We start from the raw sequence: 16,432 nt of genomic DNA on the forward strand, positions 1-16,432 counted from the left end.
TCAGAGCCCGATGCTGAAGCTGATGCCATGCTCGGTAAAACCGAGCTGGCGATAGAACTGGTGGGCGCGCAGGCGTCGCGCATTGGATGACAGCGCCAGCTTGGCCGCGCCGGCCTCGCGCGCCAGCCGCATCGCCTCGCGCATCATTGCCTTGCCGATGCCCATGCCGCGCGCGGCCGGCGCCACCACCACGGCCTCGACGATCGCCTCGGGGCGCCCGTCGTGGACCATCACCGGGAACACCAGCAGGCTGAAGGTGCCGAGCGGCACCTCATCCGCGCCCACCATCATGTAGCAACGGTAGTCCGGATAGCGGCGCATGGTGGCATAGCGCTCGCGGATGGTGGCGAGCGGTAGCGGCGCCTCGCCGTCCATCGCGGCGAGCAGCGCGGACAGGTGCAGCAACTCCGCGTCGGAGCCGCGCACTTCGCGCAGGGCCAGCGAGGCTTCGGTGGTCGGCATGGCGTTCAGACCAGGACCTTGCGGATCTGGGCCGACAGGATGTCGATGGCCGAGACGAACACGATGATGATGATCATCACCGCGCAGGTCTGCCCGTACTGGAAGCTGCGGATGATTTCCCACAGCACGGTGCCGATGCCGCCGGCGCCGACGATGCCCACCACCGACGCCGAGCGCACGTTGGACTCGAAGCGGTACAGCGCGAACGACAGCCACAGCGGCAGCACCTGCGGAATCACGCCGTAGACGATTTCCTCGACCGGGCCGGCGCCGGTGGCGCGCACGCCTTCGACCGGGCGCGGGTCGATGGCTTCGACCGCTTCGGCAAACAGCTTGGCCAGCACGCCGGTGGTGTGGATCCAGATCGCCAGCACGCCGGCGAACGGGCCCAGCCCCACGGCGACGATAAACAGCATGGCGAACACCATTTCATTGATGGCGCGGCACGCGTCCATGATGCGGCGCGCGGGCTGGTAGACCCAGGCCGGCACGATGTTGGCCGAGCACAGCAGCCCCAGCGGCACCGCCATCACCACGGCCAGTGCTGTGCCCCATAGCGCGATCTGCACCGTGACCAGCATCTCGTCCAGGTAGTGACGCCAGTCGCGAAAATCGGGCGGGAAGAAATCGGCCGCAAACCTGGCCATGTTGTCGGAATCGCGCAGCAGGTCGAGCGGACGCATGTCGGCGCCTTGCCACGACAGGCCGAGCAGGGCCAGCAGCACCGCCCAGGTCAGCGGTACGGCAAGGGGCGTGCGCGGCGGGCGCACGTTGCTTCGGGGCGTGGGAGGCAGGCCAGGCGTGGCGGTGACGGTCATGGAGCGGTCCGGATACAGCGGGGAATGAAGTCGATGCGAGGCGGGCGGCGATACGGCCGCCCGCCTCGGTAATACAGGGTGCGGTGTGGGCAGCAGGCCTTACTGCGTGCTGGTGGCGCTGCCCGCGGCCTTGTCCAGTTCCGCCAGGCGCCGGCTCACGTCGGACAGGCGCTTCTCCTTGTCGGCGGCGGCCAGCGTCGTGTCCGATTCGATCTTGGCCTTTTCGCGCGCCAGTTCGATCTGGCGGATCGGCACCAGCTGGGCATCGTTCGAGGCGCGGAAGCCCTGGTAGGTCAAGCTTGCCAGCACCTGCTTTTCGCGCGCCGCGTCGGTGCCCTTGCCGTAGTTGACGAAGAAGGCCTGGATCTTCTTCTTCAGTTCGGGCGCGAGGTCCTTGCGGTAGACCATCGGGTCGGCCGGGATCAGCGGCGACTTCCACAGCACGCGCACCTGGTCATAGGCGTTCTTGCCCGTGTTGATGCGGTAGCGCTCCATGTTCTCGGTGTTGTTGACGGCCACGTCGACCTGCTTGTTCAGCACCGACAGCAGGTTGGTTTCATGGTTGCCGATGCGCACGGCCTTGAACAGCGTCTTCGGCTCGACCTTGTTGGCGCTCCACAGGTAGAAGCCCGGCACCGCCGTGCCCGAGGTGGAGTTGGGGTCGCCGGCGCCGTAGGTCAGGTCCTTGCCGCGCTTGATCACGTCTTCGACACTCTTCAGGTCGCTGTCCTTGTTCACCACCAGCACCGACCAGTAGCCCGGATTGCCGTCCTTGTCGATCACCGACGCAAAGACCTCGCCGCTGGCGCGGTCCACCGCTTCCATGGCCGACTTGTTGCCAAACCAGGCGATCTGCACCTTGTTGAAGCGCATGCCTTCGATGATGCCGGCATAGTCGGAGGCGAAGAACGGCTTGACCGGCACGCCCAGGGTCTTGCTCAGGTCGTCGATCAGCGGCTGCCAGGCGGTCTTCAGGTTCGACGACGACTCGGTCGAGATAAAGCCGATGTTCAGGCTCCTGGCGTCCTGGGCAAAGGCGGGCAGGGCGGGGAGGGCAATCGCGGCCGAGGCCGCGACGGCGATGAAGGTTCTGCGAAGCATGGGCAACTCCGGTGGAAAGCGGTTTGGGGAATTGGTCGGCGCCAACCGCTCAGGCGGCCGCCAGGTTCATCGTGACCAGCGCCGGGGCCGGCATGGGCGCGGCGCCTTCGTCGTCTTCAGGCGCGGCATCGCGCAGCAGTTCGCCCGCTTCGGTGCCGTAGAGATCGCGCAGCATGGCCGGCGTCAGCGCGGCCGAAGGGCCGTCATAGACCACCTTGCCGTGGCGCAGCGCGACCACGCGCGGGCAGTAGCGCATGGCCACGTCCACCTGGTGCAGCGACACCACCACCGCCACCTTGCGGGTGCGGTTGATCTGCCTGAGCAGCGACATCACGCGGCGCGAGGATTCCGGATCGAGCGAGGCGATCGGCTCGTCGGCCAGGATCACGCTGGCGTTTTGCACCAGCGTGCGCGCAATCGCGGCGCGCTGCTGCTGGCCGCCCGACAGCGTCGAGGCCCGCTGAAAGGCATAGTCGTCTATACCAACTTGCGCAAGCGCATCGAGCCCGCGGCGGATCTCATCCGCCCTGAACCAACGCAGCAAGCCGCGCCACTTCGGTACGCGCGCCAGCATGCCAACCAGCACATTGGTGATCACCGGCAGGCGTCCCACCAGGTTGAACTGCTGGAACACGAATCCGATCTCGCGCCGCACCTGGCGTACGTTGCCGGCCAGCCGGCCGTTGCGCTGCACGTGGCGGCCGTTGACCAGGATCTCGCCGGCGCCGGCGTCGCCGGTGACGAAGCCGGCGACGTGGCGCAGCAGCGTAGACTTGCCGGATCCGGACGCGCCCAGCAGCGCGACCATCTCGCCCCGTGCGATCTGCAGCGTGACATCGTCAAGCGCCTTGCGGTCCGCCCGGAACGATTTGCTCAAGCCGCGGACTTCAATCGCGTGCGTCATGTCGACTCCCCTGACTTGAATGACCTGCGCATTCTGGCGGGGGTGGATGACAGAACGATGACTGGCGGAGCGATCCGGAACGGTCATCGGACACTGGTTTGTGCGGGCGAGGTCGGGGAACCGGTAAAGTCTCGTTTATTTCCCGTGCCCGCCGCGCTGTTTGCCGGCGCGCCACGGTCAGCCGATTTGATATGAACAAGACTCTTCAAAAGGCGATGCAAGCCATTGCCGCCGCCGCGGCGCTGCTTTGCGGCGCCGGTGCCCATGCCGCCGAGCATGTCGATGCGGCCACGCTCAGGCGTATCGTCGACGCGGCGATCCAGCCGGTGATGCAGGCGCACGATGTGCCGGGCATGGCGGTGAGCGTCACGGCCGGCGGCAGGCAGTACGACTTCCACTATGGCGTCGCCAAGGCAGGCGGCCGCAAGGTCGACGCCGATACGCTGTTCGAGATCGGCTCGGTCAGCAAGACCTTCACCGCGACGCTGGGCGCCTATGCGCAGGCCCGCGGCTACCTGTCGCTGACCGACAACGCGGCGAAATACCTGCCGCAACTCGCGGGCAGCAGCGTGGGCGCGACCAGCCTGCTGGACCTGGGTACGTATGCGGCCGGCGGGTTGCCGCTGCAGTTTCCGGAGGGCGTCACCGATACCGGCAAGATGGTCGACTATTTCCGCAACTGGCGTCCCCGGTACGCTCCTGGCACTCACCGGCAGTACTCGAATCCCAGCATCGGCCTGTTCGGCTACCTGGCCGCGCGCAGCATGGGGCAGCCGTTCGAGGCGCTGATGGAACAGACGTTGTTCCCCGCGCTGGGGCTGCGCAGCACCTACATTACGGTGCCGAAGGCGCGCAGGAAGGACTATGCCTATGGCTACGCCAGGGACGGCAAGGCGGTCCGCGTCACCCCGGGCGTTCTGGACGCCGAAGCCTACGGCGTCAAGACCACGTCGGCCGACATGATGCGCTTCGTCTTGGCCAATATCGACAGCAGCGGACTGGACGAGACCCTGCGGCGCGCGCTGGCCACCACCCGCACCGGGTACTTCAAGGTCGGCGAGATGGTCCAGGGGCTGGCGTGGGAAATGTACGCGTGGCCGGCGCAGCGCGACAGCGTGCTGGCGGGCAGCTCGCAGCAGGTGGTGTTCGAGGCCAACCCGGTGGCGCGACTGGAGCCGCCGCAGGCGGCGCGCGGCGGCATGCTGGTCAACAAGACCGGCTCGACCAATGGCTTCGGCGCCTATGTCGCCTACGTGCCGTCGCAGCGCATCGGCATCGTGATGCTGGCGAACAAGAACTACCCGGTCGCGGAGCGGGTGAAGGCAGCGTTCAAGGTCCTGCATTATCTGGACGGACAGCCGGCTGGGGAGGGCAAGCCTTGAAGGGACGTTTTCAGTAGCGGCGAAGGCCCAGGAGAATTTTTCGTCAGTGACGGAATAGTTGGGGCGCCTCGCGTGTATACGCAGGAAACCATCCCGGTCCAGGCACACCCTGGCCGGGCCAACCGGAGACCCTGCGATGCAACGGAGATCCCCACGCCGTGGCGCCGGCACCGCGGTACGCGCCCTGGCGGCACTGTGCCTGTTGGCCGCAAGCGTGGCCGCGCCGGCCCAGGACGCGCACCAGCACCCGGGCCAGGCGGCGCCGCCGCCCTTCGTCGCCAGTACCGCCAAGCCCTATGCCGGCCTGATCGATGACGCCATGGGCGTGATGCACCACGGCATGACGCAAGCCCCCACCAACGGCATCCCCGACCATGACTTCGTCGCCATGATGATCCCGCACCACCAGGGCGCGATCGACATGGCCAAGGCGCTGCTGCTGTACGGCAAGGATCCGGCGCTGCGCAACCTCGCGCAGGGCATCATCACCGAGCAGCAGAACGAGATACGGCTGATGCAGGCGTGGCTGCAGCGCCAGCAGGCCCAGCCGTCCCAGTCCACGCCGCCGCGTTGACCGGCCCATGCCTGTCGCGCGCCTCATGCCAACCGCATCCAGCTCTCTTACCGCCATGAAGAAGAACACGCTTGTCGCCCTCGCCATTTCCCTCGGCGCACCACTGGCCAGCGCCGCCCCGCAACCGCAGGACCGCGTCTACACCGCGGACCAGAACAGCAACACCGTGTCGGTGATCGACCCCGCCGCCAACAAGCTGCTGGGCCAGATCCGGCTGGGCAATGCACGGCCCGACGTGCTGTCACCGCTGTACAAGGGCGAACTCAACGTACACGGCCTGGGTTTTTCCCCGGACCACCGGACCCTGATCGCGATCTCCAATGGTTCCAACTCTGTCGCGTTCATCGATACCGCCACCAACCGGGTCAAGGGCATCGCCTATATCGGCCGCTCGCCGCACGAGGGCTTCTTTACCGCCGACGGCAAGGAGGTATGGGTGGTGGTGCGCGGCGAGGACTACATCTCGGTCATCGATCCCGCCACGTTCCGCGAAACCCGCCGCATCCCGACCACGGCGGGACCGGGCATGGTGCTGTTCCACCCGGCGGGCAAGCTCGCTTTCGTCGTGTCCAGTTTCAATCCGGTGGTCGACGTGATCGACGTCAGGGCCCGCAAGGTGGTGAAGCGGCTGGACGTGGCCAGCCCGTTCTCGCCGTTCCTGCAGTTCACGCCCGACTTCAAGGAAGTCTGGATGACGCACAAGGACGTGGGCAAGGTTACGCGCATCGATACCGAGAAGCTGGCGGTGAAGGGCGTGTTCGACACCGGTTTCATCACCAACCACCTGGCCTTCGCCCGCACTGCGCGCGGCACGTTCGCCTACGTCACGGTCGGTGGCGAGAACGTGGTGAAGGTGTTCACCACCGACGCCACCCCCACGCTGGTCGCAACCATTCCGGTCGGCGCGCTGCCGCATGGCATCTGGGCCGCCGACGACGGCTCGCGCGTTTATGTCGGCCTGGAGAACGGCGACGCGGTGGACGTGATCGACACCGCGGATAACCGCGTCATCGCGCGCGTGCCGGTGGGCCAGGCGCCGCAGGCGCTGGTCTATGTCAGCAACGCGGTGCCAGGCGGCGCCGGCACCGGCAACCTGGTGCCGCGAGCGAACACCGAGCCGCTCAACGTTGGGCTCAAGCCGGTCCGCGGCGGCGACGCCAAAGGCTTTGTGGTAGCGCGCAACCTGGGCGTGGTCGACGCGCTCGAGGTCTCGCTGTTCAAGCTGAAGCCGGAAACCCAATACAGCGTCTATGTGGGCGGGCAGAAGACGCCGGTGGCAAGCTTCAGGACCAACCCGGCCGGCATGGCCAACGGCACCGCGATCGGGCCGCTGCGGGAGGTCGTGCCGACGCTGTCGCCGCAGACGCCATCACCGGTGCAACTGGTGGTGATGGAGGGCAGCGCGCCGCCGGACCCGGCCAGCGCGGTACTGGTCAGCGCGCCGTGAGCGCGGTCACAAGCCGCGGAGCAGCACGGGGCAGGGCGCTCACGGCACATTGCTCTGGGTGAAATCGAAGGGCTTGCCGGGCAAGTCATAGGCGCCGCCGAACTCGAACGGCGCATTGCCCGACTTGCCGACGCCGATATGCAGCGGGGTATTGCCGCCTTGCAGCGCAATCGGCGCGTAGCGGTAGTTCATCACCTGCCTGCCGGTGTAATCCGCAATGGTGATCACGCTGGTCAGCAACGGGTTCTGCTGGGTCTCGTCCACCGTGATGGGGTCGACGATGCGCGAGTCCTGCAGCGTCTTCTCGACAGTCAGGCCGACCATGTCGACCAGCTGGATCTTCTGCGCGCCGCGTGATACCACCCACAGCCTGGTGTTGGAATTGCCCAGTCCCACGTTGACATGGTGCTTCATGCTGGTGGGATTCTTGCCGACCTGCACGCTCAGCATTTCCTCGATCAGCCGGGGGTCCGGATTGCGGCCGGACTGCAGCCCCGCCACGGAGAACGCGCGGATCTTGCCTTCCTCGGTCGCCACCCAGGCGCGGCCGGGAATCGGCAGGATCGAGATCCTGACCGCCGTGGGCTTTTGCGGCAGGCGGACCGACTTGACGATGGTCGGCGCATAGTTGTCGACGGCGAATACCGGCGGCCACTGGCCATCGCCAAGCCCGGTGTTGGCCAGCGTCGCTTGCAGCGCGGCATGGCTGCCTTCGAAGTAGGCCCGGTTGACCTTGTCGAACAGCGGCTTCAGGTCCAGGAAGATCACCTTCTTCTCGGACTTCGAGATCACCGCCGCCACGCCGGCGCGCGATACCAGCTTGCCGTTGATGCCGGCACGCGTGAAGCTCCTTTGGTTCACGCTGCTGGTGGCGGGGTTCAGCTCCGTCTTGGTCAGGCTGGCGCCGCGGCGTCCGACCGGGTCGATCAGCCAGCCCTGCGTGCTGTTGTCCTGCATCACGCCAAAATCCGTGACCGCCGATACATCCGTCGGCGCCAACATCCCGGGCAAGTCGATAAAGCCCAGCAGCTTGATAAAGACAAAGTTGGACATGTTGCGCAGGCCGGGGTACAGGCCTGGCCACGAGCCCGCGCTGGGATCATAGGGCCCGCCCACCTTGCTGCCATCGGCCAGGCTGCCCAGCGCCAGCACCGCCACCTGGCCCTTGAAGCTGACGGTATCCCAGACCGTCACCAGCGCGAATTCCGAATTGGTGGTGATCGCAATCGCCGTGGGCACCTTGCCGGCAGGCAATTTCACGGCCGCCGAGTGCGAGGCTGTATTGCTGCCGACCGACGCAATCAGCCCGTTCTGGAACGCGATCAAGGCCTGGGCGCAATCGTGCTCGCTGCAGCGGCCCATGGCAATCGGGCGCCTGGGCAATTCGCCGCCATTGGCCGCAATGTGGTTGTTCAACTGGGGGTCGGTCGCGACATGCCCGTAAACCCAAGGCAGCTGCGGTTTCTCGGCAACCGTCCCGGCACTCAGGGCGAGCGTCAGCAGCGAGGTGACGCCAGGGTCCGACGCCGCATCGGCGCGATAAATGACATCCCCCATATTGCTGCCGTAATCGTTGCGGGAGCAATCCAGCTGGCCCAGCTGATAGATGATCTTCAGGTTGTGATCCAGTTCGGACTTGGGAAATTCCTTCTGGTAGCAGGCATTGCCGTGCGGATAGAAGGTCTTGTCGCCCGGCTGCCAGTGGGTTGGCGCCGTCGCCACCGGCCGGGTATTGGCCGGGCCGTAACGATAGGCGATGGCCTCGTCGCTGCTGTAATCGGAGGCGATGGCCAGATAGGCTTCCCGCACCAGCTTGCCGTCGGCATCGAGAATGTCGTCGAACCATGGCCGCGGCGGAGCTGCCGGTACTGCCGGTGCGGGCGGCGGGCGTTCCGCGGGCACCTGCGCGGGCACCGGCTTGGCGGCCACCGCCACCGATGCGGTGCCCGACGGCACCGGCGCCGTGGTGCGGCGCTCCGCGTCGCGTTCGCAGCCCGCCAGCGCCAGCACGACGGCGCAGCCAGCCAGCGTCAGGTTCACGGCCCGACGCATGGCAGTGTGGTGCGATGGCAAGCGTTTCCCAGGCATCAGTCTCTATGCGGCGCAAAGGAAAATCGTGGGGCGCAAAGATCCGCCAGGTTTGGACTTTGGCAGCTTTCCGGGCGCGGCTTAGTACGCCAGCACATATTTCTGGTGCATTGGCTCGCGCGCCTGCACTCCATGTCTGCATTGTTATCGGTAATCGCCCCAATCGACCTTGCGGCGCGCTTGCATCATGCGTTGGCGGCCTCCGGCACGCTGCTTGCTTTTTGCCACAAAACGTCATAGGTTTCCTCATGCATATCGGTTGAGCCATTGGTTCGCCGGCTGCATCAGGGGTCGAGAAACCGGCTGGCAAAGTGCGGGACCGAAACACAGGACCAAAACGCGCGCACAGCAAGGTTTCGATAAATCGAACTGGGAGGAATCGATTTGTCGTGGCGGCGTCGGCATTCTGGCCAACGCCGCCTCGGTGTTTTCGTCGGCGGCCTTGCAGTCGGCCCGCCAGCCCGAGTATGACCGGCTCCCCTGGGCCCCCGCGATGATCCAACTGCCCCCGCGCGTGCAAAGCATGACGATCCGCATGAGAACGGTCGCCTTGTCGGCGGCCTTCATGCTGGTGGTGTTTCTGCTGGTGACCTGGATGGTCTCGTACCAGATGGTCAGCCATTCCCGCCAGGACCGCAAACAGGTCCAGGCCGTCTACGTGGCCAGCAAGGAAAAGGAGTTGCGCCACTACGTCGAACTCGGGCACGCGACGCTGGTTCGCATCGCCCAGGCCAGCGGCGAGGAGGCCGCGCTGCAGCAACAGGTGCTCGCTGCGCTCTCGCGCATGCATTTCGGCAATGACGGCTACTTCTTTGTCTACGACCGCCTCGGCAACGTGCTGCTGAACCCCGGCAGCATGGGCATCGACGGGGTCGATTTCTGCGACCCGGCCGATACCGGCAGCGACCAGGCCAGGATGCTGATCAGGCAGGCGCAAGCCGGCGGCGGCATTGTCCGGTACAACTGGATCAAGCCGTCGTCGCGTACCGAGGCACCCAAGATGTCGTATGTGAGGACCGCCGACAAATGGGGGTGGGTCATCGGCGCCGGCCTCTATGTGGACGACATCGAGCGTGAACTGGCCGCGTTCGATGCCAACGCCGCCCGCACGCTGCGCGATACGCAGATCCGGCTGACCGCCTTCGCGATCGGCTCGGTCATGCTGATCAGCCTGGCCGGACTGGCCTGGAACCTGCGCAACTCGCGCATCTCGGGCGAGAAGCTGCGGCGCCTGGCGCGGCGCGTGGTGAGCTCGCAGGAAGAGGAACGCGCCCGCGTGGCACGCGAACTGCATGACGGCGTGGTGCAGGTGCTGGTGTCGTCCAAGTACCTGCTCGAAACCGCCCAGGTTCATCTCGAGCAGGACCCCGGAACCGACCCGGACAAGGAGCGTCCGCCAGCGCGTCGCCACGCGCCGCAGGCACTGCTGGCACAAGGCCTGGGCCGCCTGCAGGAAGCCCTGGTCGAGATCCGGCGGGTCTCGCACGGGCTGCATCCGGCCTTGCTGAGCGACCTGGGCCTGGCCGCCGCGCTGCGTATGCTGGTCGAGCAGCTGCACCCGCAGCGCGCCGTGGAGGTGCGCTTTATCGAGCAGGGCGCCATCCCCGCGCTGTCGCAGGCCCAGCGCACCGCGCTGTTCCGGGTCACGCAAGAGGCCTTGAACAACGCCCTCACGCACGCGCAGGCCGGCTGGGTCCAGGTCACGCTGGCCGGCAGCGGCCATCACGTGGCGCTGACGATCGAGGACAACGGCCGCGGCTTCGACCTGAACAAGGTCCGCGCCGACGGCAAGGGCGGCATCGGCCTGCGCAATATGCGCGAGCGCATCGAAAGCCTGGAAGGCAGCGACTTCGCCGTGCACACCGGCCCCGGCGGCACGCGCGTCGAGGCCTGGCTGCGCCTGCCGGCGCCGGCGCCCGAAACACAGACCAGCATCAGGACCACAACTCGGCCCGGACGACGCCTGGGCCATCATTCCCCTGCAAGGAGGCCTGCCGCATGACCCCAAACCTTCGTGTGCTGCTGGTCGATGACCATCCGTTTGTGCTGGACGGCGTCCGCCTGCGCCTGGAGGCCACCGGGGAGATGACGGTGGTGGGCCAGGCGGCGAGCGTGGAGGAAGCCATCGTCCTGGCCGAGCGGCATGGTCCGGACCTGGTGGTCTCGGACATCAACATGCCCGATGCCAACGGCCTGCAGCTGGCCACGCGCTTTGCCGAACGCTTTCCGTCGGTGCGCGTGATCGCGCTGTCGATGCACAAGGACCCCGAATACGTGCGGCGCGCCTTTGCCCTGGGCGTCGCCGCCTACGTCCTCAAGGAAGCGCCCGCGCAGGAACTGGTGACCGCGATCCGCACGGTCGCAGCCGGCGGCACCTATCTCAACGCCGAACTGCAGGCCTTCCTGCACACCGACGAGCCGCCGCCATCGTCGCGCCGCGCGCTCACGCCGAAGGAAGCCACGGTGCTGAAGCTGCTGGCCGAGGGCCGCTCCAACAAGGAGATCGCCGAGCGGCTCGGCACGTCGGTGCGCACCGTCGAAACGCACCGGCTGCACCTGCGCCGCAAGCTCCAGGTTGGCGGCCGCGCCGAGCTGGTGAAGTACGCGGTGCACTTCTCCGACCTGCACGCGATCCAGCTGGCCGACGCCGCACTGGCCGCGGACTGCTGATTGCTCTCTAGCCGTGCGATGTGTTCATGCCTGGTGCGCTTGCACCGCGGCAGGGCGGTGGTGCGCACCATCATCGCCGCGCAAAACGGGCTCTCTGTATTACTGCGTAGGGGAAAGTCGTGCTGCTGTTGCCGCGGATGTTTGCGTAGACTTTTTTCCAGAACAGGCGCCAGGCATGCAAGCACGCTGACGGGCCGATGCGCCGAACGTGGGACACAACGGGAGAGCACCATGGACGAGCTGAAGCAAAAACAGAGAGCGGCTGTCGCGACGCCACCGCATCCGGAAGACATGGCGACCTGGACGCCAAAGCGGCGCGATTTTCTACGCATGCTGGCCTACGGTGCCGGCTCGCTGGCGCTGGCGCCGCTGATGAGCGCCTGTTCGGACGACGCCGCGGCGGCATCATCCGACCTGCGTTCGCAGCTGGCGCAGGACGAAGCCTTCTGGACCGAGGTGCAGGGCATGTTCGTGCTCAAGCCCGAGAAGGTCTACATGAACATCGGCACCGGCGGCTCGATGCCCAAGGTGGTACTCGATGTCTTCGGCCAGGAAAACCTGGCCAAGGCCGCCGATTCATCGAGCGGCTACGGCAACCTGGCGGACCTGCGCGCCGCAGTGGCCAAGGGCTTCGGCGTCGATGGCGATGAAGTGGCATTCTCCGGCAATACCTCATCGGGTATGTGCCATGCGATCCTCGGCATCAAGTGGGAGCCGGGCGATGTGGTGGTCACCACCAACCACGAACACGGCGGGGGCCTGACCCCGCTCAATATCGCGGTGGACCGCTACGGCATCGAAGTCTCGACCATTGCGCTGCCGGTCGGCAACAACCAGACCGCGAGCACCTATGTCCAGCTGTTCGACGAGCGCATCCGCGCGCTCAAGGGGCAGGGCAAGCGGGTGCGCGCGATGATGTGGTCGTCGCCCACCTACAAGACCGGCACCATGCTGCCGATCGCCGACCTGATGCAAGTGGTGAAGGCCCACAGCCTGATCAGCATCGTCGACGGTGCCCACCTGCCCGGCATGATGGCGTACGACTACGGCGCGCTGGGCATGGACTTCATGTCCGGCGCCGGCCACAAGTGGCAGTGCGGCCCGGGCTCCACCGGCATCCTGGTGATCCGCAACAAGATGCGCCCGTCCAATCCGCTGCCGCTGCCGGAGTGGTATCCGATCCATACCAGCTCCTACGTCAGGCAGCCGCGCGGTGCCTATGACATCGCCGCCACGGTCACGTCCTGCGGCAGCCTGCACGTGCCGATGTTCCGCGCACTGGCGCGCGCCTGCGAAATGTGGGACACCATCGGCAGGAAGAAGATCGAGACCTACGACCTGACACTGTCGTCCTACCTGAAGGAGAAAATCGTCGAGCGCTGGGGCATCGAGTCGCTGTACTCGCCCAAGGACGATCCGAAGCTGCTGTCCGCGCTGACCTGCTTCAACCCGTTCCGCAATCGCGACGACGCCATGAACCAGCAAAAGGCCACGACGTTCGTCAACCGCATGCTGAGCGACTTTGCCCCGGGCTTCGTGATCCGCTCGGTGAACTTCGAGGTCATCGGCGCGCCGGCCCAGCACTACGGCATCCGCATCTCCACGCACCTGTGGCACGACGCGAACGACATCGACCGGCTGGTGGATTCGATGTGGACCCTGTCCGGCGCCATGGCCTGACAAGGCCTGGCCGGCCCCGTTTCAACACGACAAGAGTCAAGCCCATGAAACGATCTATCGCTCTGATGGCCGCGGCGCTGTGCGGCGTGGTCTCGCTCTCGGCCTGCGCCCAGCACGGCGGCACGCTGCGCGCCGTCGCTTCGACCGACGCCCCCAAGGCCATCGGCCCTTACTCCCAGGCGGTCCGCGCCGGCAGCGTGCTGTACCTTGCCGGCCAGATCCCGATTCACCCGAAGACCGGCGAATTGCTCAAGGATGCTCCCATCGAGGCCCAGACCCGGCTGGTGCTCGACAACCTCAAGGCCGTACTCGCGGCCGACGGCATGACCATGGCCGACGTCGTCTCCACCACCGTCTACATGAAGGACCTGAACGACTTCGCCAAGATGAACGAGGTCTACGGGACCTACTTCACCGGCGTCGCGCCGGCACGCGCGACGGTCCAGGTCGCACGCCTGCCGCGCGACGTTGCCGTGGAGATCGGGGCGATCGCGGTCAAGCCCTGAGGAGGTTTCGGAGGAAGAGGGCAGCGGGGTACGGTTTGGGCCGTCCCCGCTGTTGGCGTTTGTGCCCTCCGACCCTTCACAAAAACTGAACACGCCTTAATCACCACCATCTTTCGTCTCCTTCGGGCCCTGCTTACAGTCGAGCCCACAAGGAGATTCCCCCATGAAAGATGTGCTGGTGATCGGCGGCGGCAATGCCGCGCTGTGCGCCGCGTTGATGGCGCGCGAGGCGGGTGCCTCGGTGCTGTTGCTGGAGGGCTCGCCGCGCGCATGGCGCGGCGGCAATTCGCAGCACACCCGCAACCTGCGCTGCATGCATGATGCGCCGCAGGATGTGCTGGTCGACGCCTACCCGGAAGAGGAGTATTGGCAGGACCTGCTGAAGGTCACCGGTGGCATCACCAACGAGCGGCTGGCGCGCATGACGATCCGCGCGTCGTCGCGCTGCCGGGGCTGGATGCGCCGGCACGGCGTGCATTTCCAGCCGCCGTTGTCGGGGGCGCTGCATGTGGCGCGCACCAATGCCTTCTTCATGGGCGGCGGCAAGGCGCTCGTCAACGCCTATTTCCGCAGTGCCGAGGCCCTGGGTATCGGAATCCGCTACGACACCCAGGTGGTTGCCATCGAGCGCGACGGCGACCGTTTCGTCGCGGCCGTGACGGCCGCCGGCGAACGCATCGAGGCCAGGTCCTGCGTGCTGGCCGCCGGCGGCTTCGAGTCGAACCGGGACTGGCTGCGCGAAGCCTGGGGCCAGAACGAACGCGGCGAGTGGCCGTCGGACAACTTCCTGATCCGGGGCACGCGTTTCAACCAGGGCGTGCTGCTGCGCCATATGATCGACGCCGGCGCCGATGCGATCGGCGATCCGACCCAGGCACATATGGTGGCGATCGACGCGCGCGCTCCGCTCTATGACGGCGGCATCTGCACGCGGATCGATTGCGTCTCGCTCGGCGTGGTCGTCAATCGCGACGGCGAACGCTTCTACGACGAGGGCGAGGACTTCTGGCCCAAGCGCTATGCCATCTGGGGCCGCCTGGTCGCGCAGCAGCCGGGGCAGATCGGCTATTCGATCATCGACCAGAAGGCCATCGGCCGCTTCATGCCGCCGGTGTTCCCGGGCACCAGCGCCAATACGCTCGGCGAACTGGCGCGCAAGCTTGGCGTGCCGGAAGCCAGCTTCGTGCGGACCGTCGAAGCCTTCAACGCCGCCTGCCGGCCCGGCACGTTCGACCACACGGTGCTGGACGACTGCGCCACCGGGGGCATCGCCCCGGCCAAGACGCACTGGGCGCGCCCGCTCGACACGCCGCCCTACATCGGCTATGCGCTGCGTCCCGGCGTGACCTTCACTTACCTGGGCCTCAAGGTCAACGAGAGCGCTCAGGTCCACTTCAATGGCAGTCCCAGCCCGAACCTGTTCGTCGCCGGCGAGATGATGGCCGGCAACGTGCTGGGCAAGGGCTATACCGCCGGCGTCGGCATGGCGATCGGCACGGCCTTTGGCCGCCTCGCCGGCGTGGGCGCCGCGCGGGCCTGCGGCTTCCGACATCCCGATTTCGAAATGGAGCAGTCCAATGCCATCGCTGGCTGAACTGGTCGATCAGGCTCGTGCCGACGCGCAAGGCGTGGGCGGCACTGACCGGCGCGTGATTCCGATCCACCCCGTATTGCCGCTGACGGCGGCCGAAGGCGAAGTCGCGCGCATCCTGCAGATCTGCAATGCCTGCCGTTATTGCGAAGGCTTCTGCGCGGTGTTTCCCGCGATGACGCGGCGGCTCGAGTTCGGCCGTGCCGACGTGCACTATATGGCCAACCTGTGCCACAACTGCGGGGCATGCCTGCATGCCTGCCAGTACGCGCCGCCGCACGAGTTCGCGGTCAACATCCCGGTGGCAATGGCGGAGGTCCGTGGACAGACCTACCAGGACTATGCCTGGCCGCCAGCGCTGGGCAAGCTGTACCGGCGCAATGGCCTGACCGTGTCGCTGGCCCTGGCGCTCGCGCTGACCCTGTTCCTGCTGCTGGCCGTGGCGTTCAACGGTACGTTGTGGGGCGGTCCTGCCAGCGGCAACTTCTACGCGCTGTTCCCGCATAACCTGCTGGTGTCGATGTTTGCGCCGGTGTTCGGCTTCGTCGTGCTTGCGCTGGCGATGGGCGTGCGCAGGTTCTGGCGCGAAGTCACCCCTGCAACCAGCGGTGCGCCAGTGAGCGCGCCGGCGGCGGCAGAGGCAGGAGCCGCCGTGCTGCGGCTGAAGTACCTCGACGGCGGCCACGGTGCCGGCTGCAACAATGCCGACGATGCCTTCACGCTGTCGCGCCGGCGTTTCCATCACCTGACGTTCTATGGCTTTGCGCTGTGCTTTGGCGCCACCGCCGTGGCGACGGTCTATCACTATGCCTTCGGCTGGCACGCGCCATACGAACTGCCGAGCCTGCCCAAGGTGCTCGGTGCCGTCGGCGGCGCCAGTCTCGCGATCGGCACCGCAGGGCTCGGCTGGCTCAACCTGCAACGCCACCGCCTGCACCTGGCGCAAGGCCAGCGGCCGATGGACCTGGGCTTCATCGCCTTGCTGTTCCTGACTGCCACCAGCGGCCTGGCGTTGTGGCTGGGCCGCGCCACGCCGGCAATGGCGATGCTCTTATGCCTGCACCTGGGCGCGGTAATGGCACTGTTCGCCACCATGCCCTACGGCAAGTTTGCCCACGGTGTGTTCCGCAGTGCCGCACTGCTGCGCCATGCAGTGGAGAAACGCCGCCCGAACCCGGTCGGGCTCGGGGCGGACTGACCGACCGGCCG

Annotated in this window: 14 protein-coding genes; 9 read left to right on the top strand and 5 right to left on the bottom strand. The window is 66.7% G+C overall.

What is annotated here, in order from left to right:
• The 4 genes from MKD38_RS24360 to phnC form a co-directional block, all read right to left on the bottom strand.
• Positions 1–462 (bottom strand): GNAT family N-acetyltransferase, encoded by a 462-nt coding sequence (locus tag MKD38_RS24360; protein WP_252680832.1) that lies wholly within the window; start codon positions 460–462, stop codon positions 1–3.
• Between the two features lie 5 nt (positions 463–467).
• Entirely contained in the window at positions 468–1,280 is an 813-nt protein-coding gene (gene phnE, locus MKD38_RS24365; protein WP_252680833.1) for a phosphonate ABC transporter, permease protein PhnE, read from the bottom strand.
• 99 nt (positions 1,281–1,379) lie between these two features.
• Positions 1,380–2,381, bottom strand: a complete 1,002-nt coding sequence (gene phnD / locus MKD38_RS24370; protein WP_252680835.1) for a phosphonate ABC transporter substrate-binding protein — start codon at positions 2,379–2,381, stop codon at positions 1,380–1,382.
• Between the two features lie 49 nt (positions 2,382–2,430).
• The gene (gene phnC / locus MKD38_RS24375) at positions 2,431–3,285 is read right to left on the bottom strand and encodes a phosphonate ABC transporter ATP-binding protein (RefSeq protein WP_252680837.1); all 855 of its coding nucleotides are present in this window, start codon (positions 3,283–3,285) and stop codon (positions 2,431–2,433) included.
• A 191-nt stretch (positions 3,286–3,476) separates the two neighbouring features.
• On the opposite strand from phnC, the gene ampC reads away from it, so the two are divergent.
• The 3 genes from ampC to MKD38_RS24390 all read left to right on the top strand — a co-directional run bounded on the left by ampC (position 3,477) and on the right by MKD38_RS24390 (position 6,688).
• Entirely contained in the window at positions 3,477–4,667 is a 1,191-nt protein-coding gene (gene ampC / locus MKD38_RS24380) for a class C beta-lactamase (protein WP_252680839.1), read from the top strand.
• A gap of 136 nt (positions 4,668–4,803) precedes the next feature.
• Complete coding sequence (copM, locus tag MKD38_RS24385; protein ID WP_252680842.1) at positions 4,804–5,241, top strand: CopM family metallochaperone; 438 nt, start codon at positions 4,804–4,806, stop codon at positions 5,239–5,241.
• Positions 5,242–5,296: 55 nt separating this feature from the next.
• The gene (locus tag MKD38_RS24390) at positions 5,297–6,688 is read left to right on the top strand and encodes a YncE family protein (RefSeq protein WP_252680890.1); all 1,392 of its coding nucleotides are present in this window, start codon (positions 5,297–5,299) and stop codon (positions 6,686–6,688) included.
• 39 nt (positions 6,689–6,727) lie between these two features.
• Here the strand turns inward: MKD38_RS24390 and MKD38_RS24395 are convergent, their stop codons facing one another.
• A complete protein-coding gene (locus MKD38_RS24395; RefSeq protein WP_252680844.1) occupies positions 6,728–8,740 on the bottom strand; it encodes a hypothetical protein in 2,013 nt (670 codons plus the stop codon).
• A gap of 559 nt (positions 8,741–9,299) precedes the next feature.
• Between MKD38_RS24395 and MKD38_RS24400 the strand changes: the two genes are divergently transcribed.
• The 6 genes from MKD38_RS24400 to tcuB all read left to right on the top strand — a co-directional run bounded on the left by MKD38_RS24400 (position 9,300) and on the right by tcuB (position 16,421).
• Positions 9,300–10,778 carry a cache domain-containing protein gene (locus MKD38_RS24400; RefSeq protein WP_371925742.1) on the top strand — a complete coding sequence of 493 codons (1,479 nt, stop codon included), beginning with the start codon at positions 9,300–9,302 and terminating at the stop codon, positions 10,776–10,778.
• Complete coding sequence (locus tag MKD38_RS24405; RefSeq protein WP_252680848.1) at positions 10,775–11,446, top strand: response regulator; 672 nt, start codon at positions 10,775–10,777, stop codon at positions 11,444–11,446. Before MKD38_RS24400 ends, MKD38_RS24405 begins: the two co-directional genes overlap by 4 nt.
• 231 nt (positions 11,447–11,677) lie before the next feature.
• Positions 11,678–13,126 carry an aminotransferase class V-fold PLP-dependent enzyme gene (locus tag MKD38_RS24410; RefSeq protein ID WP_252680850.1) on the top strand — a complete coding sequence of 483 codons (1,449 nt, stop codon included), beginning with the start codon at positions 11,678–11,680 and terminating at the stop codon, positions 13,124–13,126.
• Between the two features lie 44 nt (positions 13,127–13,170).
• Positions 13,171–13,632: a RidA family protein gene (locus tag MKD38_RS24415; protein WP_252680852.1), complete on the top strand. Its 462-nt coding sequence runs from the start codon at positions 13,171–13,173 to the stop codon at positions 13,630–13,632.
• Between the two features lie 163 nt (positions 13,633–13,795).
• On the top strand, positions 13,796–15,226 hold the full coding sequence (gene tcuA / locus MKD38_RS24420) for an FAD-dependent tricarballylate dehydrogenase TcuA (RefSeq protein WP_252680854.1): 1,431 nt from the start codon (positions 13,796–13,798) through the stop codon (positions 15,224–15,226).
• Complete coding sequence (tcuB, locus tag MKD38_RS24425) at positions 15,210–16,421, top strand: tricarballylate utilization 4Fe-4S protein TcuB (RefSeq protein ID WP_252680856.1); 1,212 nt, start codon at positions 15,210–15,212, stop codon at positions 16,419–16,421. Before tcuA ends, tcuB begins: the two co-directional genes overlap by 17 nt.
• The last annotated feature ends 11 nt before the right edge of the window (positions 16,422–16,432 follow it).

The organism is Cupriavidus sp. WGlv3 (genome assembly GCF_023952475.1).
GTDB lineage: Bacteria > Pseudomonadota > Gammaproteobacteria > Burkholderiales > Burkholderiaceae > Cupriavidus > Cupriavidus phytorum.

Excerpts from the sequence above, each read along its gene's own strand:
- MKD38_RS24415 (WP_252680852.1), top strand. The coding sequence starts at position 13,171 with ATGAAACGATCTATCGCTCTGATGGCCGCGGCGCTGTGCGGCGTGGTC.
- phnC (WP_252680837.1), bottom strand. The coding sequence starts at position 3,285 with ATGACGCACGCGATTGAAGTCCGCGGCTTGAGCAAATCGTTCCGGGCG.
- MKD38_RS24395 (WP_252680844.1), bottom strand. The coding sequence starts at position 8,740 with ATGCGTCGGGCCGTGAACCTGACGCTGGCTGGCTGCGCCGTCGTGCTG.
- ampC (WP_252680839.1), top strand. The coding sequence starts at position 3,477 with ATGAACAAGACTCTTCAAAAGGCGATGCAAGCCATTGCCGCCGCCGCG.
- MKD38_RS24410 (WP_252680850.1), top strand. The coding sequence starts at position 11,678 with ATGGACGAGCTGAAGCAAAAACAGAGAGCGGCTGTCGCGACGCCACCG.
- copM (WP_252680842.1), top strand. The coding sequence starts at position 4,804 with ATGCAACGGAGATCCCCACGCCGTGGCGCCGGCACCGCGGTACGCGCC.
- phnD (WP_252680835.1), bottom strand. The coding sequence starts at position 2,381 with ATGCTTCGCAGAACCTTCATCGCCGTCGCGGCCTCGGCCGCGATTGCC.
- MKD38_RS24390 (WP_252680890.1), top strand. The coding sequence starts at position 5,297 with ATGAAGAAGAACACGCTTGTCGCCCTCGCCATTTCCCTCGGCGCACCA.
- MKD38_RS24400 (WP_371925742.1), top strand. The coding sequence starts at position 9,300 with ATGACGATCCGCATGAGAACGGTCGCCTTGTCGGCGGCCTTCATGCTG.
- MKD38_RS24360 (WP_252680832.1), bottom strand. The coding sequence starts at position 462 with ATGCCGACCACCGAAGCCTCGCTGGCCCTGCGCGAAGTGCGCGGCTCC.
- phnE (WP_252680833.1), bottom strand. The coding sequence starts at position 1,280 with ATGACCGTCACCGCCACGCCTGGCCTGCCTCCCACGCCCCGAAGCAAC.
- tcuB (WP_252680856.1), top strand. The coding sequence starts at position 15,210 with ATGCCATCGCTGGCTGAACTGGTCGATCAGGCTCGTGCCGACGCGCAA.
- MKD38_RS24405 (WP_252680848.1), top strand. The coding sequence starts at position 10,775 with ATGACCCCAAACCTTCGTGTGCTGCTGGTCGATGACCATCCGTTTGTG.
- tcuA (WP_252680854.1), top strand. The coding sequence starts at position 13,796 with ATGAAAGATGTGCTGGTGATCGGCGGCGGCAATGCCGCGCTGTGCGCC.